General features: G+C 69.5%; 21 protein-coding genes. 6 read left to right on the top strand and 15 right to left on the bottom strand.

Features of this window, described 5'->3' with window-relative positions; genetic code table 11:
- Positions 1-805 precede the first annotated feature (805 nt).
- Together AB0M36_RS19690 and AB0M36_RS19685 are read right to left on the bottom strand one after the other, a co-directional pair.
- The gene (locus AB0M36_RS19690) at positions 806-2,377 is read right to left on the bottom strand and encodes a glutamate-cysteine ligase family protein (protein ID WP_364159407.1); all 1,572 of its coding nucleotides are present in this window, start codon (positions 2,375-2,377) and stop codon (positions 806-808) included.
- A 518-nt stretch (positions 2,378-2,895) separates the two neighbouring features.
- Positions 2,896-3,477 (bottom strand): YceI family protein, encoded by a 582-nt coding sequence (locus AB0M36_RS19685; protein ID WP_364159405.1) that lies wholly within the window; start codon positions 3,475-3,477, stop codon positions 2,896-2,898.
- A gap of 99 nt (positions 3,478-3,576) precedes the next feature.
- Between AB0M36_RS19685 and AB0M36_RS19680 the strand changes: the two genes are divergently transcribed.
- Positions 3,577-4,074 carry a MarR family transcriptional regulator gene (locus AB0M36_RS19680; protein ID WP_364159403.1) on the top strand — a complete coding sequence of 166 codons (498 nt, stop codon included), beginning with the start codon at positions 3,577-3,579 and terminating at the stop codon, positions 4,072-4,074.
- A 287-nt stretch (positions 4,075-4,361) separates the two neighbouring features.
- Here AB0M36_RS19680 and AB0M36_RS19675 read toward each other — a convergent pair whose 3' ends face one another.
- The 11 genes from AB0M36_RS19675 to AB0M36_RS19625 all read right to left on the bottom strand — a co-directional run bounded on the left by AB0M36_RS19675 (position 4,362) and on the right by AB0M36_RS19625 (position 18,779).
- On the bottom strand, positions 4,362-6,836 hold the full coding sequence (locus AB0M36_RS19675) for a helix-turn-helix domain-containing protein (RefSeq protein WP_364159401.1): 2,475 nt from the start codon (positions 6,834-6,836) through the stop codon (positions 4,362-4,364).
- An 86-nt stretch (positions 6,837-6,922) separates the two neighbouring features.
- Positions 6,923-8,080 (bottom strand): acyl-CoA dehydrogenase family protein, encoded by a 1,158-nt coding sequence (locus AB0M36_RS19670; RefSeq protein ID WP_364159399.1) that lies wholly within the window; start codon positions 8,078-8,080, stop codon positions 6,923-6,925.
- A 25-nt stretch (positions 8,081-8,105) separates the two neighbouring features.
- The gene (locus AB0M36_RS19665) at positions 8,106-9,632 is read right to left on the bottom strand and encodes an acyl-CoA carboxylase subunit beta (RefSeq protein ID WP_364159397.1); all 1,527 of its coding nucleotides are present in this window, start codon (positions 9,630-9,632) and stop codon (positions 8,106-8,108) included.
- Between the two features lie 207 nt (positions 9,633-9,839).
- A complete protein-coding gene (locus AB0M36_RS19660; protein WP_364159395.1) occupies positions 9,840-11,021 on the bottom strand; it encodes a chaplin family protein in 1,182 nt (393 codons plus the stop codon).
- A 262-nt stretch (positions 11,022-11,283) separates the two neighbouring features.
- Positions 11,284-12,327, bottom strand: a complete 1,044-nt coding sequence (locus tag AB0M36_RS19655; protein WP_364159393.1) for a hypothetical protein — start codon at positions 12,325-12,327, stop codon at positions 11,284-11,286.
- 152 nt (positions 12,328-12,479) lie between these two features.
- Complete coding sequence (locus AB0M36_RS19650) at positions 12,480-13,361, bottom strand: hydroxymethylglutaryl-CoA lyase (protein ID WP_364159391.1); 882 nt, start codon at positions 13,359-13,361, stop codon at positions 12,480-12,482.
- 64 nt (positions 13,362-13,425) lie between these two features.
- Positions 13,426-14,763 carry a biotin carboxylase N-terminal domain-containing protein gene (locus AB0M36_RS19645; protein ID WP_364159389.1) on the bottom strand — a complete coding sequence of 446 codons (1,338 nt, stop codon included), beginning with the start codon at positions 14,761-14,763 and terminating at the stop codon, positions 13,426-13,428.
- Between the two features lie 363 nt (positions 14,764-15,126).
- The gene (locus AB0M36_RS19640) at positions 15,127-15,729 is read right to left on the bottom strand and encodes a TetR/AcrR family transcriptional regulator (RefSeq protein WP_364159387.1); all 603 of its coding nucleotides are present in this window, start codon (positions 15,727-15,729) and stop codon (positions 15,127-15,129) included.
- A gap of 271 nt (positions 15,730-16,000) precedes the next feature.
- Positions 16,001-16,525, bottom strand: a complete 525-nt coding sequence (locus AB0M36_RS19635) for a VanZ family protein (protein ID WP_364159385.1) — start codon at positions 16,523-16,525, stop codon at positions 16,001-16,003.
- Between the two features lie 575 nt (positions 16,526-17,100).
- The gene (locus AB0M36_RS19630; protein ID WP_364159383.1) at positions 17,101-18,000 is read right to left on the bottom strand and encodes a sulfurtransferase; all 900 of its coding nucleotides are present in this window, start codon (positions 17,998-18,000) and stop codon (positions 17,101-17,103) included.
- Between the two features lie 5 nt (positions 18,001-18,005).
- Positions 18,006-18,779, bottom strand: coding sequence for an SGNH/GDSL hydrolase family protein (locus AB0M36_RS19625; RefSeq protein WP_364159381.1), 774 nt, complete (start codon positions 18,777-18,779; stop codon positions 18,006-18,008).
- Positions 18,780-18,921: 142 nt separating this feature from the next.
- On the opposite strand from AB0M36_RS19625, the gene AB0M36_RS19620 reads away from it, so the two are divergent.
- The 4 genes from AB0M36_RS19620 to AB0M36_RS19605 all read left to right on the top strand — a co-directional run bounded on the left by AB0M36_RS19620 (position 18,922) and on the right by AB0M36_RS19605 (position 23,046).
- A complete protein-coding gene (locus AB0M36_RS19620; RefSeq protein ID WP_364159379.1) occupies positions 18,922-20,670 on the top strand; it encodes a proline--tRNA ligase in 1,749 nt (582 codons plus the stop codon).
- Positions 20,671-21,174: 504 nt separating this feature from the next.
- Positions 21,175-21,567, top strand: coding sequence for a CBS domain-containing protein (locus AB0M36_RS19615; protein WP_364159377.1), 393 nt, complete (start codon positions 21,175-21,177; stop codon positions 21,565-21,567).
- Positions 21,568-21,952: 385 nt separating this feature from the next.
- Positions 21,953-22,408 (top strand): SufE family protein, encoded by a 456-nt coding sequence (locus tag AB0M36_RS19610; protein ID WP_364159375.1) that lies wholly within the window; start codon positions 21,953-21,955, stop codon positions 22,406-22,408.
- The gene (locus AB0M36_RS19605) at positions 22,405-23,046 is read left to right on the top strand and encodes a DsbA family oxidoreductase (protein ID WP_364159373.1); all 642 of its coding nucleotides are present in this window, start codon (positions 22,405-22,407) and stop codon (positions 23,044-23,046) included. Before AB0M36_RS19610 ends, AB0M36_RS19605 begins: the two co-directional genes overlap by 4 nt.
- Positions 23,047-23,083: 37 nt before the next feature.
- Here the strand turns inward: AB0M36_RS19605 and AB0M36_RS19600 are convergent, their stop codons facing one another.
- Together AB0M36_RS19600 and AB0M36_RS19595 are read right to left on the bottom strand one after the other, a co-directional pair.
- Positions 23,084-23,575, bottom strand: a complete 492-nt coding sequence (locus AB0M36_RS19600; RefSeq protein WP_364159371.1) for a GNAT family N-acetyltransferase — start codon at positions 23,573-23,575, stop codon at positions 23,084-23,086.
- 73 nt (positions 23,576-23,648) lie between these two features.
- Positions 23,649-24,209, bottom strand: a complete 561-nt coding sequence (locus tag AB0M36_RS19595) for a YbaK/EbsC family protein (RefSeq protein WP_364159369.1) — start codon at positions 24,207-24,209, stop codon at positions 23,649-23,651.
- Between the two features lie 619 nt (positions 24,210-24,828).
- Between AB0M36_RS19595 and AB0M36_RS19590 the strand changes: the two genes are divergently transcribed.
- Positions 24,829-25,251: a hypothetical protein gene (locus tag AB0M36_RS19590; protein WP_364159367.1), complete on the top strand. Its 423-nt coding sequence runs from the start codon at positions 24,829-24,831 to the stop codon at positions 25,249-25,251.
- Positions 25,252-25,372: the final 121 nt, after the last annotated feature.

The following is a 25,372-nucleotide window of genomic DNA, read 5'->3' as shown; positions in this document are numbered from 1 at the left end:
TCCCGCCGTGGTGGAGACCGCCGACCGGAAGAAGCCGTCGCTGTGGAGTCGGATGCGCGGTGGCCGGGAGCAGACCGAGGCGTCGGGCGTCGACCCGGCCTCTGTGGCGACCGGGCGTGCACAAGCACCTGCAGCTGCTCGATCGTCCCCTCATTCCCCGGCATCCGAACTAGGCGCCGTGCCGGCGAACGGGCCGAGCGCCGCAGCCCCGCGTGCGACGCCGCGTGGGTCGGTCGACGCGTCTGCGCCTTCTGCGACCAGTCGGCCAGTCGCGTCCCCGTCCCCGTCCCCGACGGCGAGGGGGTCGGTTGCCGCGACGCCGCCTCCGAGTGGACCGCGGATCCCAACGCCTTCGCCTGCGCCGAGTGGGACTCGCGCCACGCCTCCACCGCCTACGCCGAGTGGGCCGCCCTCGCCGGCGGCGCCGAAACGGGAGACGGTCGCTCGGCCGCCGGCCAGTCCGGCCGTCGCGAAGATCAACCCGTCGGGTGCGCCGAGGCCACTCTTCTCTGACACCGGCGCCACCGACGCCACCGGCGTTAGCGACGCCGGGTCGGGCGCCGCAAATCCCGGGTCGGGTGCCGCAAATCCCGGGTCGGGCGCCGCAAATCCCGGGTCGGGCGCCGCAAATCCCGGGCCGTCTTCGGCCGCCGGCCCCAGGCAGGCGCCGAGTAAGTCCGCGGCGGCCAAGAAGGCGCCGGCCAGGAAAGCGAGCGGGACGAAGCCGGCCTCGCGGGCCAAGCCCGTTCCCAAGGACACTCCCCCGAACGACGATCCGGCTTAGCGCGACAAAGGACCGAGAGGTCTAGTCGACCGGCCAGGTGTGCACCGGTTCGTTCGTCTGCTGATGCGCGCTGTAGCGCAGCAACATGTCGTGCAGCGCACCGTAGCGGTCGAGGCCCTTGTGGTGCTCGGCGTGCCAAACGGCCTCCGTCTGCCAGGTGGCGCCATTGCGGCCGGTGCGACAGCGGCCCTCGATGATGCCGAGCAGGCGGTCCCGGTGGGAGGCGGCGACGCCGAACTTCGCTAGGCCCTGGTGTGCCTTGGGGAGGAGGATGTCGCGGACGAGGTCGGTTACGGGGCTTTCGCCCGTACCCGGCCAATGGATTGTGGTTTCCATGCCGCGACGGGCCGCCGCGTGGAAGTTGTCCTCGGCCGCGGGGAACGGGAGCCGGCTCCAGATCGGCCTCTCCTCCTCGGCGAGTTGGCGGGTCAGGCCGTAGTAGAAGGCGGCGTTGGCCAGCATGTCGACGACGGTCGGGCCCGCGGGCAGCACCCTGTTCTCGACGCGGAGGTGCGGACGGCCGTTCATGATGTCGTAGACCGGCCGGTTCCAGCGATAGACCGTGCCGTTGTGCAGGCGTAGCTCGCCGAGGCTCGGGACCTCACCTCGTTGCAGGGCCGCGATGGGATCCTCGTCGTCGAGGATCGGCAGGAGCGGCGGAAAATAGCGGACGTTCTCCTCGAACAGGTCGAATACCGAGGTGATCCAGCGTTCGCCGAACCACACGCGGGGGCGCACGCCCTGCGCCTTGAGCTCCTCCGGCCTGGTGTCGGTGGCCTGTTCGAACAGCGCGATCCGGGTCTCGGCCCAGAGCTGCCGACCATGCAGGTACGGGGAGTTCGCCCCGATCGCCACCTGGATCGCCGCCACCGCCTGGGAGGCGTTCCAGAGCGCGGCGAACCTGTCCGGCGGGACCTGCATGTGGAACTGCACGCTCGTGCATGCCGCCTCGGGCGCTATGGAGTCGTTGGCGGTCTGGAGACGTTCGACGCCGCGGATGTCCACACTGAACTGTTCGCCGCGGGCGCCGGCGATCTGGTCGTTGAGTGCGCGGTAGCGCTCGTTCGCCGAGAGGTTCGCCAGGACGAGGTGGTCCGGTGTGAGGGTCGGGAGGCTGCCGATGAGCACGATGGTGGCGTCGGACTTTCTGGCCCGCTCCTCGGCGCGGGCGAGGCTTTCGAGCAGGTCCCGCTCATAGTCGGCGAAGCCGTCGCCGCAGATCATCCGGGGGCGGGCGTTGAGCTCGAGGTTGAACTGGCCCAGCTCGGTCTGGAACATCGGGTCGGCCAGGTCGGCGAGGATCTCGGCGTTGCGCATCGCCGGTTCGGCCGCGGCGTCCATGAGGTTGAGCTCGATTTCGAGGCCGGTCATCCGGCTGTCGGCGTCGAAGGGAATCGGGCTCGGTGGCTCGTCCAGTTGCAGGACCGAACCCGGTCGCTGACTCAAGCGCACAACCGCACCCGGTCGCTCGGCGCCGGGGGTTTCGCGCCGGTCCAACATCAGGGCGAGGACGTCCAGGCAACGCCGAACCTTCTGCCGATAGTGGACCCGGTCCTCATTGGAGAAGACGGAACCGGAGAGGTCCTTACCCATCGATCCTCCTGGCACGTTCGCGTGACGCTCTCACGTTATGTGGACCCGGTAACCGTGGCCAGGGACGAAACGGACACTCATCAGCTCTGGGTGAGCGTACGGAAGCGCTCGGTCCACCATCGCACTCCAGGGTCGTCGACGCCACTGGAGTGCCACAAGGTGGCGGCACGAGGGCAAAAGTGCTGGTCGGAGGAGGCATAGGTGGAGCGGGGAGCGCAGGGGCGGGAGCTCGAGCGCAAGGACGCTAGCTCGCCGAAACCGGTTACGGCCCGCATCGCCATAGCAGGCAGATTCCTTGCGATCGGTGGGGTAATCGCCCATCTGGCGGGATACGCCCGGAGTGCGAACGCGCAGGCGCAGGGTCGGCGGCCGGCAGACGTGGGGGCGCACGACTCAACGGCTTTTGACGCGCGAAAGGCGCCGCCCGCGTTCGGGTGGCGCCTTTCGTCGGCGGCTCCGTAGGTGCCGGCCCGTCTCGAGCCGACGCGGAGACCGGGGCGTCGAGCCCCGGTACGGGGTCAGGCCTGACGGATGGCCTCGCCCTCGATCTCGATCTTCACCTTCTTGCCGATCATGACGCCGCCGGACTCGAGCGCCATGTTGTAGGTGAGGCCCCAGTCCTCGCGCTCGATCTCGGTGGTCGCGCTGAAACCGAAGACGTGCTGACCGTACGGGCTGACCGTCGCGCCCTCGAATTCGACGAGGAGTTCGACCGGCTTGGTGACGTCCTTGATGGTGAGCTCGCCGTCGAGGACGATCTCGTTGCCCTCGAAGGACTTGATGCCGGTGCTGCGGAACTTCATGGTCGGGTACTTCTCCGCCTCGAAGAAGTCGCCCGTGCGCAGGTGGTTGTCGCGGTCCGCCTGGCCGGTTTGCACGCTGGCGGTCTGGATGGTGGCGACGACCGAGGACTCGAGCGGGTTCTCGGCGATGGTGATGGTCGCGGCAGCCTCGGCGAAGTTGCCGCGGACCTTGCTGACCATCAGGTGACGCACCATGAAACCGACCCGCTTGTGCGCGGCGTCGAGCTCGTAGGTGCCGGCGGCCGGAATCTGGAGACCCTGGAACTCGCGGGTACCCGTGGCGGCGGTGTCGGTCATGACGTGTCCTCTCGAGGGATGAGCTGTGTTTGTCTGACGTAGCAACTATAAGCCATGCAATATTCCCCGTGTCAAGTGATTGCTGGTAGCATGTTGAGCGTGGGAACCAACTTCGATGACCCCCGATTCACGGCCTACGGCCTCTTCGCCGAGGCCTACACCGGCCTGACCAACCGCTTCGCCGCGCAGTTCGAGCAGCATCGGCTCTCCTCGGTCGAGTTCGAGGTGCTGCTGCGGCTTGCCCGCTCCCCGCAGCACCGCCTGCGGATGACCGACCTGGCCGGGCAGACCGCCCTGTCGACCAGCGGCGTCACCCGCGTCGTGGACCGGATGGACCGCGAGGGCCTGGTCCGGCGGGAGGCATGCCCCAGCGACCGCCGCAGTTCGTACGCGGTGATCACCGAGGCCGGCCTCGCACGCCTGGACGAGGTGCTGCCGGGTCACCTCGAGCTCATGCAGCGGTGGTTCATCGGCCAGCTCTCGCCGGCACAGCTCGACGACTTCACCGAGTCGCTGCGCACCATCCGCGACGCGGTGAACCCGTGCGCGACGGCGGGCACCACACACCCCCCTGAAGGCGGAAGCCACGCTGCGTGACCCATACGTAACCGGTGCGTAAACGCCGTTCCACGCTTTTACCCACCACTGGGTGAGGAACCGGCAGAAGTACCGGCAGAATCGCCGACGTCCCCCGGTCGAAACCCGCCTATCTACGCATATCCGCAGGTCCAGCCCGCTAGGGTGATCTCCACAGGGGGACGCGGCGCGGCCGAGGCCGAGGCGAGGCAAACGGGGGAGTCATCGTTCTCGCCGCGTTACCGGGGCGTTGCGACGACCGGCGTTGTGGGGGGCACGGAAAGCGCCGGTCGTCCACGCCGCACCGCTCACTCCGCGGGCGCCTCGATCAGCTTTCGGTCCCGGGGCAGGAGCGCGATCCCGCTCGTACGGCACATCTCGTGCAGCCGGTGCACCAGCTTGGCCCGCTGCTCGGTCTCCCGCGTACACCGGATGAGCCCCACCAGCGCCTCCACCATGTCGCGGGGATCGTGGCCGCCCTCGTACGCCGCCGCCGCGGTCTCGAAGAGCTCGGCCGCCTTCCGCTCGTCTCCCCGCAGCAGAACCAGCGCACCCTCGACCACGGCAGCCGGGCCGTCCGGCGGCACGCCCGCGTCCGACGGTCGCAGCTCGGCCAGCACACCCTCGGTCTCCCGGGCGCGACCGGCCGCGGCCAGCGCCAGCCCGATGGTGGCCAGGACGCGCCGCCGGTGGCCGGGATCGCCGACGTCCTCCAGCTCCGCGATCGCGTGCCGGCCGAGCCGGGCGGCCTCCTCGTGACGGCCGTCGAGCCGCTCCACCTCGGCGAGGTTGGCCACGGCGACGGCCCGGAGCCGGTGTTCGCCGCATCGGCTGGCCAGCTTGTCGACCTCCGCCAGCCGGCGCCGGGCCGCGGGCAGGTTTCCCTCGCGGATCTCATGCCAGGTCAGGTTGTTCTCGGCGACCGCCATGTCCCGGAGGCGGCCGCTGCGCCGGGCCAGCGCCAGCGCCTCCTCGCCGTGGGCGCGGGCACGGTCGTATCCGTGTGCCGTCATCCACAGCGCGGCGAGCTGGCTGTGGGCCGTCAGCTGGCCCGGCACGTCGCCGAGCACGGTGAATTCGGCCAGAGCCGCCTGTGCCGAACCGAGCTCCTCGGCGCCCGAGCCGTGCTCCAGGGCGAGCTGTGCCAGCCCCACCTGGGCCCAGGCGCGGATGGCCGGGTCCGCGTCCGCCGTGCGCGGGTCCTCCACCAGCCGCCGCAGCCACTGCCTGCCGGTCACGTCCCGGCCCCGGAACCGCCACCAGCGCGGCAGGCAGGCCGCCAGGCGCAGGGCCGTGTGCGGATCTTCCTTCGCCGCGTAGGTGAGCGCCGCACCGATGTCGCCCGAGACGTCGTCGAGCCGGGCGGCCGCCTCGGGGAGATGGGCGCCTTTGAGGTCCGGCGCGATGGACAGTGCCAGGTCGGCCATCACCTCGGCGTGGCGCCGGCGGGCCGCCGGCAGGTCGCCCAGGGCCGCCGCTCGCTCACAGGCGTAGTCCCCCACCACGTCGAGCAGCCGGAACCGGAAGGCCCGGGCGCCACGGGCGCTGAGCAGGCCGAGCTCGAGGAAGCGGTCCAGCAGGTGCACCACATCGACCTCCGGATCGCGGTCGATGATCTGCTCGGCCAGGTCCAGCGACCACCGGTTGCGGAACGTCGCGAGGCGGTGCAGCGCCTTTCGCTCGGCGATGGAGAGCAGGCGGTAGCTGGCCGCCACCGCCTCCCGAACCGAGACGACGCCGGTGTCCGCCGGGCGGCCCCGCAGAGCACCGCCCACGCCGCCGTCGGCCGGGCGGCCGGAGAGGTCGAGCACGCGGTCGCCGTACCGGTCGAGGATTTCCGCGAGGGTCAGCACGCGCCCGCGTGCCGCCGCTAGTTCGAGGGCGATGGGTAGGCCGCCGAGGCGGTGGACCAGCGCGACCAGGGGCTCCACTTCGTCCGGCTCGACCTGGGCGCCGCGGACCTGTGCGAGCCGGTCGAGGAAGAGGGCTACGGCCGGGTATCGGGCCGCGTCCTCGAGGGTCGTCACGGCGCCGGTGGGCGGCGCGACCAGCGGAGCCACCGGCTGGACGCGTTCCGAGGGCAGGCCGATCGGGTGCCGCCCGGTGGCGAGGAAGCGCAGCGTCGGGTGTTGGGCGAGAAGCCGGCCGAGCGCTTCGGCGAGCGCCTCGGGCGCCCGTTCCACCGCGTCGATGAGCAGCAGGGCCGAGCGGCCGGCGAAGCGTGGGGCGAGGTCGTCGGGCCGGCCCACGCCGAAGACCGCGGCCACCCCGGCGAGCACCTCCCCGATGGTCGATCCGTCGGTGACGACGACCCCGGCGACTCCGCCCGGGTAGGCCCGCGTCACCCGGTGCGAGACGGTCAGCGCCAGGCTGGTCTTGCCGACCCCGGCCAGCCCGACGAGGGTGATGCCGCGGGATCCGTCGCCCGGCGGCCGGGACAGCCGGGTGACCAGGTGGGCCACGTCGTCGTCGCGACCGATCAGATCGCTGGCCGGCGGCAGCCGCACGTAGCGCGGCGGTTGCGCACCCGCCGAGTGCCCGCGGGCCGCCGCGAGGAAGGCGAGGCGGTCGGCCCCGACGAGACCCAGTGCGGCGGCGAGCAGCTCGGCCGTGGTGCGTTGCGGCCGGGAGGCCCGGCCGCGCTCCAGATCGCGGACCGTACGCACACCGACCGCCGCCCGCGCCGCGAGCTCTTCCTGGGTCAGGCTCGCTCGCAGCCGGTAACCGCGCAGCACGCCGTCGAATCCGGGACCCTCTCGGTCCGCCCCGTGATCTGACGTCATGAAGACGAACCTAGGCAGACATGGCGATGAATGCCGAGTTCACGTGCCCGACTGTCGACAAACCGACTGTCTCGCGGCGGCGAGCGTTACAGTCCGAGCCCCCGGGCGATCAGCATGCGCTGCACCTCGGAGGTGCCCTCGCCGACCTCGAGGATCTTGGCGTCCCGGTAGAAGCGTCCCACCGCGGACTCGTTCATGAAGCCGTAGCCGCCGTGGACCTGGGTGGCCCAGCGGCTGTTCTCCATGGCGGCGTTGCTGGCGTTCAGCTTGGCCGCGGCCGCGTACCGCTTGAAGTCCTCGCCGGCGAGCATGCGGGTCGCCGCGTCGTAGTAGCCGAGCCGCGCGGTGTACGCCCGCATCTCCATGTCCGCGATCATGAACTGGACGGCCTGGTAGTTGCCGATCGGCTGGCCGAACGCGTGACGCTCCTTGGCGTACTTCACCGACTCGTCGACGCAGCCCTGGGCGAGTCCCGTGGAGAGCGCCGCGATCGCGATCCGGCCCTCGTCGAGGATGCGCAGGAACTGGGCGAAGCCTCGACCCCGCTCGCCGAGCAGGTTCGCCGCGGGCACGCGGACGTCATCGAACGCCAGCTCGTGGGTGTCCGAGGCGCACCAGCCGACCTTGGAGTATCCGGGCGCGACCGTGAAGCCGGGCGTGCCGGACGGGACGATGATGGTGGACAGCTCCTTCGAGCCATCGGGCCGCGTCCCGGTGACCGCCATGACCGTGACCAGGCAGGTGATGTCGGTGCCCGAGTTGGTGATGAACGCCTTCGAGCCGTTGATGACCCATTCGTTCGTCGACTCGTCCAGCACCGCGCGGGTGGTCGTGCCGGCGGCGTCCGAGCCCGTGCCCGGCTCGGTGAGACCGAACGCGGCCAGGGCCTCGCCGCTGCAGAGCTGCGGGAGCCAGCGGGACTTCTGTTCGTCCGTACCGAAGCGGTAAATGGGCATGGCACCCAGCGAGACGGCCGCTTCCAGGGTGATCGCGACGCTGCTGTCGATCCGGGCCAGTTCCTCGAGGGCCAGGCAGAGGGCGAAGTAGTCGCCGCCCATGCCGCCGTGCTCCTCGGGGAAGGGCAGGCCGAAGAGGCCCATCTTGCCCATCTGCCGGATCACGTCGTAGGGGAACGTCTTGCGCTCGTAGTGCTCGGCGATCACCGGCGCGACCTGCTCGCGGGCGAAATCCCGGACGCTGTCGCGCAGTGCCTCCTGCTCCTCGCTGAGCCGGAAGTCGACCATGGCGTGTCCCTTCGAGACGGTGGAACTAGACAGGGGTGACGCCGTGGCGGCGACGGGAGAAGGTGCGGTCCTTGCCGCGGGCGGCGCTGAACCGCCGGACGAGTTCGCCACGCAGGTCACCCGGCTCGACGATGTCGTCGATCACGAGCTCGCTGGCGAGCCGCAGGATGTCGATGTCGCGCTCGTACTCGGCGCGGCGCTCGGCGATGAAGGCGGCGCGGTCCTCCTCGGGCAATGCCGCGATCTTGTTGGCGTAGACGGCGTTCACGGCCGCCTCCGCGCCCATCACCGCGATCTTGGCGGTGGGCAGGGCGAGCGTCGCGTCCGGCTCGAAGCCGGGGCCGGCCATCGCGTACAGGCCGGCGCCGTACGCCTTGCGGACCACGACGCAGATCTTGGGTACGGTCGCCTCGGAGATCGCGGTGATCATCTTGGCGCCGTGCCGGATGATCCCCTGCTTCTCCACGGCCGAACCGACCATGAAGCCGGGCACGTCGGAGAGGAAGAGCAGCGGCACGTTGAAGGCGTCGCAGAGCTGCACGAACCGGCTCGCCTTGTCGGCCGAGTCGACGAACAGCACGCCGCCCTTGAACATCGAGTTGTTGCCGACAACGCCGATGACCTCGCCGTTCAGCCGGGCGAAGCCGACCGTCAGCTCCTTGGCCCACAGCGCCTGGATCTCGAAGAACGAGTCCTTGTCGACGATGCCCTTGATGTAGCGGCGCATGTCGAACGCCTGCCGCTCGCTCTCCGGAACCAGCGCGCCGAGATCCACTTTGGCGGGTGCGCCCGCTTCCGCGGCCGGCGGCTGCTGCGTGTAGTTCGACGGCAGATACGACAGGTACGAGCGGACGGCCTCCAGGGCCTCCTGCTCGGTCTTGCAGAGGAAGTGCCCGACACCGGACTCGGCGCAGTGCACGCGCGCGCCGCCCATCGCCTCGAGCGTCGTCTTCTCCCCCGTGACCATCTCGACCATGCGGTCGGAGCCGAGGTACATGCTGGCGTTGCCCTCGACCATGGCGACCACGTCGCAGAAGGCCGGAATGTAGGCCCCGCCCGCGGCGGACGGTCCGAAGAGCGCGCAGACCTGCGGGATCGAACCGGACGCCTTGACCTGGTTGTGGAAGATCTTGCCGGCTCCGCGCCGGCCCGGGAACAGGTCGACCTGGTCGGTGATGCGCGCGCCCGCGGAATCCACGAGATAGACCATGGGTACGCCGGTCGCGTACGCCCGCTCGATGATGCGGATGATCTTCTCCACCGTACGGGCGCCCCACGACCCCGCCTTCACGGTCGAGTCGTTCGCCATGATGCACACGTCACGCCCGTCGATCCGGGCATTTCCGGTGATCACCCCGTCTGCCGGCAGTCCTTCGGCAAGGCTATTGGCGAAGAGCCCGTCCTCGACGAAGGAGCCCTCGTCGACGAGCAGGGCAATCCGCTCCCGGGCGAAGAACTTGCCCTTGGCGGCATTCGCGGCGTGGTACTTCTCCGCGCCGCCGGCAGCCGCCCGCTTGCGCGCCTGCGCGAGCGCTTCCTCGTCGAATGCCACGTAGCCCCCTCGAACGTTTCCTGAACGATCGTTAGGCTAGCGCATTCCAGACTCTGGGACCAGACACGCCGAACGGGAGCCCCCGCGTGGTGCGGGGACTCCCGTCCGATTCATGCCGGCGCTGTGGAGGAGCACCGGTATTCATTTCCCTGCTCGGCGCCGTGCGGCGCCGCTCGGGTCACGCCCGGGACCGGCGCGACCCGGGTCTTACTTGAGCAGCTTCGAAACCTCGAGGCCGCCCAGGTTGACGCCACCGGCGTTGGTCAGGCTCTGGGTGAGACCGTCGACCGCGGTGGCCTCGGTGTGACCCGCGCCCTTGTGGCCCTTGCGCGGAGCGTCGCCGTAGGCCGCGTCGTCGTCGTCACCCATCGAGCCGCCGTCGCCCGCGACGTCATCGTCGTCGCCGGGGTAGCCGCCGTCGCCGTCACCGTCGTTGTCGCCGTCGTTGCCGCCGTCACCGTCGTTGTCGTCGCCGTCGTGGTGGTGGCCGTTGCCGCCGTCACCGTTCGAGCACGCCGCCGCGGCGTCGGCCACGCCGAGCACGGCGAGCGCGTTGCCGCAGACGTTGATCGGGACGGTGATCGGCGCCGCGATCTGGGTGCCGTTCAGGATGCCGACGTTGCCGTTGCTGTCCTGCTTGATGCCGCCGCCCTGGTGGCCCGACTCGTTCTGCGAGGCGCCGGCCGCGTTCGCCAGACCGAGGACGCTGAGCGCGTTGCCGGTCACATTGATCGGCACGTGCACCGGCAGCGCGATCTGCGTGCCGTTGGCGATGCCGACGTTGCCGGAGGTGTCCTGCCGGACGCCCTCGGTGCGCCGTCCACCGTTCATGCAGGCGGCCTGCGAGTTGGCCAGGCCCAGGATCGACAGCGAGTTGCCGCAGACGTTGATCGGCACGTCGATCGGCGCGGCGACCTGGGTGCCGTTGAGCACGCCCACGTTGCCGGACGAGTTCTGGTCGACCTTGGTGCCCTCGGTCTTGCCGCTCTCGGTCTTGTTGACGCCGGAGCCGGCCGCGTTCGCCACACCCAGGACGGAGACCGCGTTGCCCACGATGTTCACCGGCACGGTGACCGGGACGAGGATCTGCGTACCGTTCAGCACACCGACGTTGCCGTGGCTGTTCTGGGAGTACTTGCCACCCTTGCCGTGCTTGCCGCTCTCGACCCAGTTGATGCCCTGGCCCGCGGCGTTCGACTCGCCGGCGACGCCGATCGAGTTGCCCACGACGTTCAGCGGCACGGCCACCTTGGTCAGCACCTGCGTGCCGTTGGCGATGCCGACGTTGCCGGACGTGCTCTGGTCGGCGTGCGCGGCAGCCGGGGCGAGCAGCAGGGCGCCCGCGGCCAGGACACCGACGCTCAGAGTCTTACGAACCCAAGTCTTCATGGAAAGAAGATGCCTTTCGAAAATGGTCAGAAATGGTGAGTCGCGTATTCAGTTGAATGGTGCTTCCGGGCGCAGCGGTGCCCTGGCTATTTATCGGCTGCCCTGACCCCGCTCGTCGACGTGCGCCCATTGCGTACCGGCGCTTTCGCTCGCGGTGTGTGTGACGGCCCGGGCCTGGTGATGATTCGCCGCTTGTTCGCAAACGGTTCCAGGAATCGGGCCTCATCGCCTTCGGGCGCTTATGCGCCCCGGCGTGCCGCCACTAGTCAGGTGAGACGGTCGGTGCCTCGGCGTCGTGGCGCCGGACCTCGACATCGGTCGCGATGGGCAGCCGGCGGCAAGCCGTCGTGCTGTCCGCGACCGCTGACGGAAGGACGGCCGCAGAGGGACCACCGTCCGTCGCTGTTCCCGATCCGGGGGCCGGGAACCCCTTCGCTGCCCCGAGGTCAACCCGCAGCGGCGCGGGTCCATCACCATCGGGTGTTTCGCGGACCGTCTCCGGCACACCGGCCGCGACGGTCTTTCCCACCTTGTGCCACACCAGAACCGGTGTGGATTTCTTCTCGCCCATTGCCACGTCCGCGCCGGGCCTGCCGGCTGCCGGTGCCGTGACGACCGGATCCGTGAGCACGGTGTCGGGCTTCGTGGCGCCCGCGTCCGGCTCCGGACGGTCCCGCTGCGATGCCGCCGGCTCCGGCTCTGCCACGTCACGCAGCAGAACGGTCACCGGAGCGGTCACAGGGGCGAGTGGACCGGTGTCCACCGCCTCGCCGGTGAGGCGAACTGGGGCGGTGATGCCCCGGACGACACGGTCAACTCCGCCCAGGGCGGCGCCCGTGTCCTTGCTGACCTGCGCAACTTCGCCGACCGTACGCACAATCGCCGGGATTGTGGTCACCACGCCGAGGTCTCGCGCCGGCTGCGTGAGCAGCCCACCGGAATGAGCTCCGGTGCGGTCGCCGCCGGATTCCAACGGCTTCGCGGCCGTCTTCAGGACCCGGTCGACTGCCGGCCCGTCCGCTCCAACGCCGTGAACCACGGCACCGAGCAGCGACGAACCGGTCGAGAGCACATCGGACGCCGGGTCATGGTCGGCGGCGTGGGCGGCGGCTCCGGAAAGCAGCCATGCCGCGCCGGCGAGACCGCCGACGACCAGTGCGCGCAGACCCCATCGGGATCCGGACCGGCACCCCCGTCGCCGCTCCGCCCCCTGGCTGTGGGGCGGCATGAGCGCGGGGCCGGTGGACAAGACGGCCGACGGACGGCATGCCGGGCGCGGCTTGCGCTCGACCCTCCACCCCGTCATTGGTCCCGCCCCTCGTCGTCGACTCGTGACCGGCGGCCGATTGATCGGCCACTCGGTATTGGTAACGAAGCGACACAGTCAGGGTCACGCGGACGAATGGAGAAAATCGATCGGACGTTTTCCGGCGGATTTCCTCAGAATACGACCGGTGATCAGACCAATCTGGTACGCGGACCGGCCCGAAGAACACCCGACGGGAGTGTGCGACCAAGCAGACCTTCCGCCAGCTCAGCCACGCCGATCAGCGACTCCAGGTCGATACCTGTGGCGATGCCCATGTCCTCGAGCATGTGCACGACCTCCTCGGTCGCGATGTTTCCGGAGGCGCCGGGCGCATATGGACACCCCCCGATCCCGCCGACGCTCGCATCGAACTCGGTCACGCCGAGCTCCAGAGCGGTCAGGACGTTCGCCAGCCCCGTGCCCCTGGTGTTGTGGAAGTGAAGGAGCTCCGGCCGTACGGCGGAAAGCAGGTCACGGACCCGGCGCGGAGTCGCCATGCCGGTGGTGTCGCCGAACGCGACGCGATCCGCGCCGTCGGCGCGGACCCGTTCGACCATCGCCGCAACCCGATCGGGGTCGATATCCCCCTCGAACGGACAGCCGAAGCTCGTCGCGACAATGACCTCGAGCGTCGCCCCGGCCTCATGGACGAGCGGGATGAGCCCGGCGATGTCGTCGAGCGACTCCTCGGTCGACCGGTTCAGATTGCGGCGGTTGTGCGTGTCGCTGGCGGAGACCACGACCTCGATCTCCCGGAAACCAGCCTTGATCGCCCGCTCGGCGCCGCGGGTGTTGGGGATGAGCGCGGAATAGCGGATGTCCGGGTTGTGCCAGGCCCGCGCCCACACCTCGTCGGCGTCGGCCATCTGCGGAATGGCCTTGGGATGGACGAACGAGACGGCCTCGATCCGCTTGACACCCGTCCGGGAGAGGGCGTCGATCAGACGCACCTTGTCGTCGGTCGGGATGGGCTCCTCGTTCTGGAGTCCGTCGCGCGGAGCCACTTCCCGGATCGAGACCGCCGTCGTCATGCTCTCCACCTCGTTCTTTCTTGCTCTTCCGTCTCGCCGGCCGGCTCGGCTTTCGTCGGCCGGCTCAGCGCATGCGGCCGACGATGCCGGTGTCGTAGTCGCCGGAGAGGAACTCGTCGTTCTCGAGCAGCTCGGCGAAGAACGGCAGGTTGTTCTTGGGTCCGACGATCTCGAAACCGGCCACCGCGGTTCGCGCCTTGGCGATCGCGTCCGCCCGGTCGGTGCCGAAAACGATCAGCTTCGCCATCAGCGAGTCATAGAAGGGCGTGACGGTGGTGTCGGGTGCGTAACCCGAGTCCACCCGAACGCCCTCGCCGACCGGCTCGACCCAGGTGCTGACCTTGCCAGGACCCGGAAGGAACCGCTTGGGATCCTCGGCGTTCACCCGCAGCTCGATCGCGTGACCACTCGTCACCGTCGCGTCGACGTCGAACGAGGGCGCCTCACCGGAGGCGATCCGCAGCTGCTGCTCCACCAGGTCGATGCCGTGGATCAGCTCGGTGATCGGGTGCTCGACCTGCAGGCGCGTGTTCATCTCCAGGAAGAAGAACTCACCGGTCGCGGGATCGAGCAGGCACTCGACGGTGCCGGCGTTGCGGTAGTTCACGGCCTCACCGGCCTTCACCGCCGCCTCGAGGAAACGCGCGCGCAGCTCGGGGCTGACCGCCGGGCTCGGCGCCTCCTCGACCAGCTTCTGGTTGCGGCGCTGCACCGAGCACTCACGCTCGCTGAGGGCGATCACGCGGCCATCCGCCAGACCCAGGATCTGCACCTCGACGTGGCGTACCCGCGGGAAGTAGCGCTCGATAAGCACGGAGCCGTCACCGAACATGCGCTCGGCGAACCCGCGGACCTTGTCATACTCGGTGCGCAGGCCGGCCTCGTCGTTCGCGACGGCCATGCCCATGCCGCCACCACCCGCGGCAGCCTTGACCATCACCGGGTAGCCGATCGAGGTCGCGGCCTCGATCGCCGCCTCCACGGAAGCCGCCGGGTCCTGCGTACCGGGCGCGACCGGCACCCCGGCCGCCGCCATCAGGTTCCGGGCATTGATCTTGTCGCCCATGGCGACGATCGCGTCCGCGGAAGGCCCGACCCACACCAAACCATGAGCTTCGACGGTACGGGCGAAGTCGGCGTTCTCACTCAGAAAGCCGTAGCCGGGGTGGATAGCCTGCGCACCGGTCGACTTGGCGGCGGCGAGAATGGCCTCGGTGTTGCGGTAGCTCTGGGCCGGATTCGCCGGTCCCACACACACCGCCTCGTCCGCCTCGGTGACGAACGGCATGCCCGCGTCCGCCTCGGAGTAGACCGCGATCGACCGGATCCCCAGCCGCTTGGCGGTACGGATGATCCGGCGGGCGATCTCGCCCCGGTTGGCGATGAGCAGCGACTCGATCATTTCGCTCTTTCTCTTGGGTCTCTAGCTGATGGGTTGCGATGCTGCGGGGTGGTGGCCGGTTCGGCTTGCTTCGGCCTTTGGGTTTCTACGCTCTTGGAGTTTGCGCCGTGGGATGGGGGTGCGGGAGGGTCGTCGCTCCATCCGGGGTTCCGTCCGGGCCGGTCGTGTCCGCTCGGGTCGCCGTGGATTGCTCCACTCGGACTGGCGGGGACTTCTCCACCCGTCGCTTCATCCACCGGCACGATCCCGCCCGCGGTGTCCTCGAGGAGTCCGGCAGCCGGACAGGCATGGCTGCCACCGCCCGGGCTGAGATGGATCGCTTCGCGCGGACAGGCATGGGTGCCACCGCCCGGGCTGGCATGCTCAGCGGCCGATCAGGGCGTGAACGGTGGCTTCGCGGAGAAGAGCGGCCCGCCGGCGCCGGTCCACCTCGCCGCCGAGGAACGGGGTCGAGTTCATGAGGCCGAAGGCGGAGTGGGCGAGCACACGCGCCTCACCCGCATCAAGCTCGGGACGCAGCGTGGCCAACACCGCCACCCACTCCTCGACATAGAGGCGCTGGAGGCGGCGAATCTGCCGGCGCGGCTCCTCGGGCAGCCGGTCAAGCTCATGCAGGTGCAGGGCGATCACCGCGGGATGCGCCAACGCGAACTCGACATGGAACTCGATCAGATCGGCGAGCGCCGCCCGCGCGTCCTCGGGATGCCGGGCGACCCGATCCTTGCCGCCATGCAGGAGGCTCTCGCTCACCGGAATGAGGGCGGCCACCAGCATGGCCTCCTTGCCGGCAAAGTGGTGGTAGAGCGCCGGGCCGGTGACACCTGCGGCCGAGCCGATGTCATCCATCGACACCCCGTGATATCCGCGGGAAGCGAACAGCCCGACCGCAATCTCGAGGATCTCGTCCCGCCGAGAACGCCGACGCGGCGCCGGCGGTCCGGGACGCTGCTGCTGATCTACCGTCACCTCGCAACTCTAACCCGCTGTCAAGCGACCCCCTTAACGGCCGTTCAGGCAATTCCGCCCGTGGTGGGTCGTCCAGGAGTGGATCATCATCGATGAATCCGCGTTGAGGGCGCGGTTTCGGCACAACTACCGGTGGGATGGGCCGCCCGCCAGGTACCGCCCGACCAGATGGCGTTTGGGTGGGGAAACACTGTTTGTGCTGAGGAACACAGCGTTAGGGTGCCGGACACACGCGTCGGTTGAGTGCCTTCGTCCTGCGATCCGCGCCCGGTCAGTGTTCGTCATCGCACAGGTGCTCGTGGCTGCGGCTGACGCCCTGATCGCTTCCGCTAACCCGAAACCGCCCGCCTACCCCGGCACCGCTCGTGGCTCGTGGCTCGCGGACGGATGGTGACGTCGGGCCGGCGCGCGGCAACTCCTGCGCTGACGCCACCCACCACCGCCGGGACACCGCCGCGGCCAACACTGCTCCAAGCGTGTTGACGAGCACGTCGTCGACGCTCGACACCCGGCCGATGGCAAGCAGCCATTGCAGCGATTCGATGCCGACGGAGGTCGCCACGGCAGCGGCAAGGATCCGGGCAAACGACGCCATGGCGGCGAATCGCATCGGCAGGAAGAATCCGAAAGCGGCAAGGACGAGTAGGTTGCCGACAACTTGCGCGGCCGCCGTCCCGAGGTCACCGGCCAGCCAAGAGGGAAGGTCGTGCAGCGGGACGAGATCTATCGACCGCCCCGCGGGTTGCGGTGTGAAGAGCATGACCGCCCACGGCAGCGAACCGGCGAACAGCCCCACCTCCGCCACCGCAAGCCGCCGTGGAAGACGGCGGCACCGCCAGCGGTATGCGGCAAAGCTCAGAGCGGGTAGGAGCAGGAGGGCAGCGACGATCGTGCTCCCATGATCCCGCCACGCCGCACCCATACCGCCGCAATCTAGACCGCCGCCGCAACACCGCGATCACTTGCCCGACCAGTGCACGGTCACCGCCTCACTGGGCGCGGCCACCGCCCACCGAGCACGATCGCTTGGCCCCGCTCAGCACAGCCAGCCACTTGCCGGGCGAAATAGTCGCCCAACCAAGGGGCCGCCCCGCCAGGCGCGGTCCCCCGTTCGCCAGGTGGGCCGCTCACCGCCCGCCAGGCAGGTCACCGCTCCCCACGCGGGGCGTTCACCGCCCCCCAGCCAGGCGGTCGTCCCGCCAGGCAGGTCGCTCTTTTCAGGCAGGATCGCCGCCCGCTAGTGGACTGCGGGCGGCAACCAGCTACGCCACGCCCCCACAAAACCGTGCGGCCACGTCGTCCGACCTGACCGCACGGCGTCGCCTCACACGGTCGATGCAACCAGCTGCGGGCGCCGCTCGGATCGGGAGGTCAGGCGAGCCCGCCAGGCTCCGATCCCTTGGCGATCGGGGCACGCACCAGGTTGCCCCATTCGGTCCACGAACCGTCGTAGTTGCGGACCTGCGGATAGCCGAGCAGATGGCGCAGCACAAACCAGGTATGGCTGGACCGCTCACCGATCCGGCAGTACGCGATGATGTCGTCGCTGCTCTCGAGGCCCAGCTCGTCGTGGTAGATCTTGGCAAGCTCGTCGGCGGGCTTGAACGTGCCGTCCTCGTTGGCCGCCGACTTCCACGGCTTGCTGACGGCGCCCGGAATGTGACCGCCGCGCAGCGCCCCCTCCTGTGGGTACGCCTCCATGTGGGTCAACTCGCCGGTGTATTCCTGGGGGGACCGAACGTCGACCAGGGGGCGGCCGCTCGAGACGTGCCCCATGACCTGGTCACGGAACGCGCGGATCGGACCATCCTCACGGATAGGCACCGGGTACGTCGCTGGTGGGCGTACCGTCTTCTCCCGGGTCACTTCGCGGCCCTCAGCCACCCACTTCTGCCGACCGCCGTCCAGTAGGCGAACGTCTCGGTGCCCGAAGAGGCTGAAGACCCAGAGCGCGTACGCCGCCCACCAGTTGAAGTTGTCGCCGTAGAACACGACCGTGTCGTCCCGGCCGATGCCCTTGGCCTCGCAGAGCGCCGCGAAGGCCGCCGGGTCGAGGTAGTCGCGGGTCAGCTGGTCGTTCAGCTCGAGGTGCCAGTCGACCTTCACCGCGCCCGGAATGTGCCCGGTGTCGTAGAGCAGCACGTCCTCATCCGACTCGACGATCACCAGGCCGGGGTGGTCGAGATGGGCGGCGAGCCACTCGGTGGTGACCAGCTTGTCGGGGTGGGCGTACGCCTGCAGAGACGACGCCGGATCGTTCGCAACGGACATGGCGTTCACGCTATCGCTTCGACGGGGGTGAGCTCGGGACGCTTCGCCGTGACGGCATCGCCGGACGACGCGCCGGCCAGACGCCGCTTGATCCAGGGAGCGAGGTGCTGCCCGGCCCAGCGCAGGTCGGCGCCGCGCGCCAGGAGCCACGGGGTGGGCGCCGGCATCGGCGGCACGAGCAGCCATTCCTCTTCGACGCCGACGCCCAGCGCATTCAGCACGTGTCCGGCGACGCGGCGGTGCCCGGCGGCCGACAGGTGCAGGCGATCGACGCTCCACAGCAACGGGTTGTGGAACGTCTTGTCGGCGTACAGATCGATCAGGAAGGCGCCGTGACGCTCGGCGACCTGGCTGACGCCGTCGTTGAGCACGGCGGCGCGGGGACCGACGATGCGCTGACCGGGCAGAACCGCGGTGACGTCGGCGAACCGGAAGAGGATCACGTCGGCTCCGGCGCCTCGCAAGCGACCGACCGTGGAGTCGATCTTCTCGACCAGGGCGGATGGCTCCACCTTGCGACGCAGCACGTCGTTGCCGCCGGCGGCGAGGCTGACGAGGCTCGGTCGCATCGCGAGGGCGGGCTCGACCTGCTCACCGATGATCTGGTCGAGGAGCTTGCCGCGCACGGCGAGGTTTGCGTACCCGAAGTCGGGGCCGGCGTCGACGGCCAGGCGCGTGGCCACCAGGTCGGCCCACCCGCGATAGGTGCCGTCGGGGTAGCTGTCATCCATGCCCTCGGTGAAGCTGTCTCCCAATGCGACAAAATTCTTCCAGGTCATGGCACCTCCTGAACGCCTGCTCCTGCCCGATCAAGCCGAGTTTTCCACTGCAAGGCCTTCGATGGGACGTGACGATGGCGACATCGATGCGCCTGTGGATAACCGGATGTTCCTGTCGGAGCACCTCTCTAAGCTTTCGAACATGATCCTGCGAATGTCCACGATGCTGCTCAGGACCCTGCGCGAGGAGCCGGTCGAGGCGGAGGTGCCGAGCCATCGGCTCCTCCTGCGTGCCGGCTACATCCGTCGCGCGGCACCGGGCGGATTCACGTGGCTGCCGCTTGGCAAGCTGGTGCTCGACCAGGTGACGCGGATCATGCGCGAGGAAATGACCGCCATCGGCGGCCAGGAGGTCAGCTTTCCGTCACTTCTGCCGCGAGAGGCCTATGACCTCAGCGGCCGCTGGACGGAATACGGCGACGGCATCTTCACACTCAAGGACCGCCGTGGAGCCGACCACCTGCTCGCGCCCACGCACGAAGAGATGTTCACGCTGCTCGTGCAGGACATGACCAGCTCCTACCGCGACTATCCGCTGACCCTCTTCCAGGTGCAGACGAAATTCCGCGACGAGGCGCGCCCGCGAGCCGGTCTGCTGCGGGGGCGCGAGTTCCTGATGAAGGACTCCTACTCGTTCGACCTCTCAGAGCAGGGACTGATCGAGGCGTACGGGAGGCATCGCGCCGCCTACCAGCGCATTTTCGAACGCCTCGGGCTGGAGCACACCATCGTGTCCGCCATGTCGGGCGCCATGGGCGGCTCGGCCTCGGAGGAGTTCCTGGCCTCTGCGGAGGTTGGCGAGGACACGTTCGTCGGCTGCACCACATGTGACTATGCGGCCAACACCGAGGCCGTGTTCACCCCGGCGCCGCCCGCCACCGACCGCGAGCACGCCCCGCTGACCGTGCATGACACTCCCGATACACCCACGATCGCCGCTCTCGTCGACCTCGCCAACGCCCGCGCGCTTGACGGCCGCACAGACTGGACCGCTGCCGACACGCTCAAGAACGTCGTGGTCACGGTCCACCACCCCGGCAAAGAGGACGAGATCCTCGTGATCGGCGTCCCCGGCGACCGCGAGGTCGACCTCAAGCGGTTGGACGCGGCACTGAGCCCCGCCACCGCCACCATGTTCGACGACTTCGCATCGCGTCCCGAACTGGTCCGCGGATACATCGGCCCGCAGGGCATCAAGGCGCGTTACCTCGCCGATCCCCGAGTCGCGCCCGGCACCTCCTGGCTGACCGGCGCCAACGAGCCCGGCCGCCACGCCACCTCGGTCGTCGCCGGCCGCGACTTCACCCCAGACGGCACCATCGAGGCGGCCGAGGTCCGTCCCGGCGACCCGTGCCCCCACTGCGGCGACGGCGAGCTCACCATGCGCCGAGGCATCGAGATCGCGCACATCTTCCAACTCGGCCGCCGCTACACCGACGTGTTCCAGGTCGACGTGCTCGGCGCCGACGGCAAACCGGTGCGCCCCACCATGGGCTGCTACGGCATCGGCGTGTCCCGCGCCGTCGCCGCAATCGCCGAACAACACCACGACGAACACGGACTCGTCTGGCCCGACGAGGTGGCACCGGCAGACGTCCACGTCATCGGCGCGGGCAAGGACGGCCAGATCGAGGCAGCCCTCACACTCGCGACCGAGCTCGCCGCAGCCGGCCTACGGGTGCTGGTCGACGATCGACGAAACATCTCGGCCGGCGTGAAATTCACCGACGCCGAGCTGATCGGCATCCCCCGCTGCGTCGTGGTCGGCCGCCGTCTCCCCGACGGGTACGCCGAACTCCGCAACCGCCGCACGGGCGACCGCCGCGACGTTGCCCTCACCGAAATGACCAGCGAGCTGCTGTCCGCCGCACCGGACCACTCACAGAAGTAGCCAGCATCGACGTCCGCCACCGACGCTCTCCGGGAGCACGATGCTCGCTTCCGGGGAGCATGGCACCGCTCGCTTCCGGGGAGCATGGCACCCACGCCTGTTGGTGGCACGACGCTCACGCTCCCCGGGAGCACGCCGCTCCGGCTCCCCGCGAGCACGGCACCCACGCTCCCCCGGAGCACGACGCCCGGCGGGCGCCTTTCCGCCAGGCCGGCAAGCCGGACGAGCAGCGACCAGCGCGGCCACACCGGCAAGCCAGTCGGACAGCAACCAGCGCGGCCACACCGCCACACCGCCACACCGCCACACCGGCAAGCCGGTCGGACAGCAACCAGCGCGGCCACACTGACGGGCCAGTCGCACAGCGACCGACACCGCCCTACCGGCGAATCAGCCGAGCGGCGATCAGCGCCGCCTCAAGTGCTCCAAGCGCAGCCCCGGGTGTAAGCGACCCAACGGTCGGGTACCGCGTAACGGGCGAGACCGAGCGCGGGGAGGTGCGGCATGGCCAGGACGGCAGTGGCGGATGTGATGACCAGACAGGTCGTCTATTTGCCGGGCGACACGACGCTCGACGAGGCCGCACAGGTCATGCGCGACCAAGGCATCGGTGACGTGGTGGTCACCAACGGACCGACGATGGCCGGCCTGGTCACGGATCGCGACATCGTCGTTCGGGCCATCGCGGAAGGCCTCCCACCCCGCACGACAACCTTGGCGTCCATCGCGTCACTCGAACTCATCATGGTGGAGCAGTCGGCCACTGTGGAGGAGGCGGTCCAGGCGATGCGCGAACGAGCAGTACGGCGGCTGCTCGTCTGCGACCCCGACCGCAAAGTGGTCGGCATCATCAGCCTCAGCGACGCGGCGCTCCTCCCCACATCCACGCCGGCCTGAGTGGCCCCTTCCCGGTCAAGCATGAACGCCGGCCCCTGGAACGCCGGCCGAGAAGCGCGTCAGGCACTCCCTGCCACGCTTCGGCGGTGTCGAACATCGGCGACGGCCTTCCGACGGTGAGCCGCCCGCAGCCTGCTCAGCGTGTGCGGCCGACTCTGCGCCCAGGCTCGCCGTTGAGCCGCCCGCACGGGTTGCCCACACTCCAGCACCCAGCCCACCGGAACGCACCCCCACCCCGACACCAGCCCACCAAAGGCGACCCCGCCCCGCATCACGACCCGACCCACTCACGCCGGCAAATGAGCACCATCAACACACCCTTTAACCCCCGCCGAGCATCCAACGGAACCGACAGGAGTGGTCCGCGACGCGTAGGGTCGCAACCGTGACTGACATGCCACCGAAGCTGGCCGCCATCGTCAGCGAGTTCGCCTCCGCGCCCCGTGAAGTCGCGCTCGAAATGCTGTTGGAGTTCTCCGACGCGGTGCCGCCCCTGCCCGAGGCGCTCAAGGCACACGACGGCATGGAACAGGTTCCGGAGTGTCAGACTTCGTTCTTCCTGCGTGCCGAGATGCAGCCGGACGACACCGTGAAGGCGTGGTTCGACTGCCCGCCCGAGGCGCCGACGACGCGGGCTTTCGCTGGCATCCTCGCGGAAGGCCTCGAAGGGGCCTCCGCCTCGGAGATCCTGGCGGTACCAGACGATCTCTACAGCCGGATGGGTCTAGCCACGGCGATCAGCCCGCTGCGCATCCGCGGCGGAACGGCGATTCTGGCCAGACTCAAGCGCCAGATCCGCGAACAGAGCCAGATCCGCGAACAGGAGGACACCCGCGCGTGAACATCGAAGTCTGGTCCGACGTCATCTGCCCCTGGTGCTACCTCGGCAAGCACCGGCTCGAAGAGGCAATGCGGGGCTTCGGGGGCGACGTGACCGTTACCTTCCGCGCGTACCAACTGGATCCGTCGCCGGTCCCGGAGCCGACACCCCTGAAGCAGTGGCTCGCCGACAAGTTCGGGGGCGTCCAGCGCGCCGAGGAGATGTTTGCGCACGTCACCGCCGTAGCCGCCGGCGACGGGCTGACCCTCGAGTTCGAGCGCGCCATCAACGCCAACACGTTCGACGCGCATCGGCTCATCGCCTGGGCCGCCGGCCAGGATCTGCAGCTGATGATGATCGAGGCGGTGCAGCGGGCACACTTCGCCGAGGGTGAGGACATCGGCTCGCATGCGACCCTCGCTCGACTGGCGGGGTCCATCGGGCTCGATGAGCAGGCCGCGCTCGCCTACCTGGCATCTCCGGCCGGCACCGATGCGGTCAACGCCGACCTGGCGGAAGCGCGCGAGCTCGGCATCACGAGCGTGCCGACGTTCGTGATCGACCGGAAGTACGTGGTGCAGGGCGCCCAGGAGGCGTCAGTTCTTCAGTCGGCGCTGGAGGAGATCGCCCGCAGGGGAGCCGTCGACGCCACTCGATAACGTTCCACGTGAAACAACATCGACGAAACGAGATCCGTCACACGGGTCGACACATGGCGATCCGCTCCACCGGGTCCAACCCGTGCTCGGCTTCCTTGTCCATCAGCCGTGCCAGCTCCGGCCCCCGCGCCTCGGCCGTCAGCTCGACGAAGCCCAGCCGCGAGTAGTAGGGCCCGTTCCACGGCACATCCCGAAACGTCGTCAGGGTCAGGGCCGGCAGGTCACGGTCGGCCGCCCAACGACCGACGTGGTCGATCAGCGCACGACCAAGACCATGCCGAGCGTACGGAGGGTCGACACTGACCTGCTCGATGTGCGCGAGCCCGTCGACCAGCTCGACCAGCACGAAGGCGACGGGCACATCCGCGTCCTCGACGGCGACCCAACTCCGGCCCGCGCGCACGAACCGCGCCAGCACCTCGGCCGGCGGCACCGGATGCGCCGCGATGTCCGACATGCCGACGTCATGGAAGAGCGCCCCGGCGCGTACCTCGATCTGCCGGACGACCTCTAGATCATCGACGCGCATCGCCCGAATCTTCACCAGGCGAGGGAATCAGTCCTGCACTGCGCCGTCCAGTGATTAACACCCTCGGGATCGACTAGATCTCCCGCGCCAGCCCTTCCAGCACCTCCGCACCGGGCAACGCCCCCAACGCCGGCCCGGCAATAGCGATCTTGCTGTGCCGCACTCCCGAACCGACGATCACGTGGGGCATAGCGACCACCCGGGCATCGACCAGCACCGGCCAGTCCCTCGGCAGCCCGATCGGGGTGATCCCGCCGTACTCCATGCCGGTCAATCGCACCGCGTCATCCATCGGCGCGAAGCTGGCCTTACGAGCGTCCAGTTGCCGGCGCACGATCCCGTTCACGTCGGCCCTGGTCGTAGCCAGCACGACACACGCCGCATAGCGGATCACCTCGCCGCGCCGGCCCGCCACGATGACACAGTTGGCGGACTCCTCGAGCCCCACCCCGTACGCCTCGCAGAACGCAGCGGTATCCGCCAGTTCCGCATCGATCGGCGCGACCAGCACCTGGTCCCCGTCGATGGGCGCCTCCGCGGACCATCCCTCGAGCGCCGCCGCCACGGGTGGGGCGAGCAGGTCCGGCCGAGAGATCGCGGGTTCGAGCTTCAGAGATCCGATCACGCCCGTCATCCTCTCCCGATGCCCGCGACCTGACCATTCGAACCACTCGCGAGCCCGACGCCCTCAGTCCGCCGGCTCAACGGCGACGACCGACCGCCCCCGTGGACGCGACCGGTGCGCGGCTGCCGATTGCGGCCCTCGCCGCCAACGAGCCTGGCCACGGTGAAGCGATTCACCCGCCGCCGGGATGTGACCCAGGCGCGCCAGCAGAAACGACTAGCCCACGCCGAGGAAACGAGCACAGCACCATCCCCACAACGAGCGCCAAGAACGACCGAGTACTCCCGCCAATGCGGCGAACAGCCACGCCGACAATCCCAGCAGCCACATCACCCGCAGCGGGCATCGGGAGGACCAAGCACCTCAGCCAACGGCGCGGACAGCCAGCGCCCGATGAGATTTGCGAGGTGCGGCGGCTGCGACCTCGGACGCCGAGTCGGCGTCACATCGCCCCGGGCGAGCCGTAGAGCCGACCGGGCCCGCACCGACAAAACAGTCGAGATCACCAAGCGCCGAGAGCGGACGCACCAACGAACACCAGCACCATGAGCCACACCGCCGCAACGCAACGATCGTGAAACCGCCATCCGGCTCAGCCATCGCGCGATCTTGCCGACCGTCAGGGGGTGTGAGGGAGAGACGCGGCGCACGGATCGGCACCGTCAGCGGCCTCGCCGTGCTCGTCGGCGGCACCGCGATCACAGCCGTCGCCGGCGGCGCTCACTCGATCTTCGCCACCCTCCTGCTCGGCATGCTCGCCACCGGGCTCGGCCACGCCCTCCTGACCGAGATCCAGCGCCAGGCACGCCGGCACACCGTGAGCTGGACGACCCCGGACACGATCAACGCCGTCCTGCTGGCAGCCTGGGCGGTGGTCGCGCTGGTCGGCACGATCCTGGCCGTCGTCCCCCTGCCGGTCCGAGCCGTCGGACTCCTGCTTGCTTTCGGGTACGCCCTGAGCGCCGCCTACTTCATCACGGAACGCCGCCGCACCATCACCCGCATCGCCGCCCCCGCCACCGGGGTACCCGCGGCCGCCGAATCCAGCTGAAGCCACCACCACCAGGATCCCCGCAGCCGCCGAATCCAGCTGAAGCCACCACCACCAGGATCCCCGCAGCCGCCGAATCCAGCTGAAGCCACCACCACCAGGATCCCCGCAGCCGCCGAAG

This window comes from Actinoplanes sp. NPDC051346 (assembly GCF_040682215.1).
GTDB lineage: Bacteria > Actinomycetota > Actinomycetes > Mycobacteriales > Micromonosporaceae > Actinoplanes.
The sequence above is the reverse complement of the archived record's forward strand: the minus strand, read 5'-3'. Positions and strand labels throughout refer to the sequence as shown.

Bases quoted from the DNA above. Each gene is read 5' to 3' on its own strand.
- AB0M36_RS19690 (WP_364159407.1), bottom strand. From the start codon at position 2,377: ATGGGTAAGGACCTCTCCGGTTCCGTCTTCTCCAATGAGGACCGGGTC.
- AB0M36_RS19685 (WP_364159405.1), bottom strand. From the start codon at position 3,477: ATGACCGACACCGCCGCCACGGGTACCCGCGAGTTCCAGGGTCTCCAG.
- AB0M36_RS19675 (WP_364159401.1), bottom strand. From the start codon at position 6,836: ATGACGTCAGATCACGGGGCGGACCGAGAGGGTCCCGGATTCGACGGC.
- AB0M36_RS19670 (WP_364159399.1), bottom strand. From the start codon at position 8,080: ATGGTCGACTTCCGGCTCAGCGAGGAGCAGGAGGCACTGCGCGACAGC.
- AB0M36_RS19660 (WP_364159395.1), bottom strand. From the start codon at position 11,021: ATGAAGACTTGGGTTCGTAAGACTCTGAGCGTCGGTGTCCTGGCCGCG.
- AB0M36_RS19655 (WP_364159393.1), bottom strand. From the start codon at position 12,327: ATGACGGGGTGGAGGGTCGAGCGCAAGCCGCGCCCGGCATGCCGTCCG.
- AB0M36_RS19650 (WP_364159391.1), bottom strand. From the start codon at position 13,361: ATGACGACGGCGGTCTCGATCCGGGAAGTGGCTCCGCGCGACGGACTC.
- AB0M36_RS19645 (WP_364159389.1), bottom strand. From the start codon at position 14,763: ATGATCGAGTCGCTGCTCATCGCCAACCGGGGCGAGATCGCCCGCCGG.
- AB0M36_RS19630 (WP_364159383.1), bottom strand. From the start codon at position 18,000: ATGTCCGTTGCGAACGATCCGGCGTCGTCTCTGCAGGCGTACGCCCAC.
- AB0M36_RS19625 (WP_364159381.1), bottom strand. From the start codon at position 18,779: ATGACCTGGAAGAATTTTGTCGCATTGGGAGACAGCTTCACCGAGGGC.
- AB0M36_RS19620 (WP_364159379.1), top strand. From the start codon at position 18,922: ATGATCCTGCGAATGTCCACGATGCTGCTCAGGACCCTGCGCGAGGAG.
- AB0M36_RS19615 (WP_364159377.1), top strand. From the start codon at position 21,175: ATGGCCAGGACGGCAGTGGCGGATGTGATGACCAGACAGGTCGTCTAT.
- AB0M36_RS19600 (WP_364159371.1), bottom strand. From the start codon at position 23,575: ATGCGCGTCGATGATCTAGAGGTCGTCCGGCAGATCGAGGTACGCGCC.
- AB0M36_RS19595 (WP_364159369.1), bottom strand. From the start codon at position 24,209: ATGACGGGCGTGATCGGATCTCTGAAGCTCGAACCCGCGATCTCTCGG.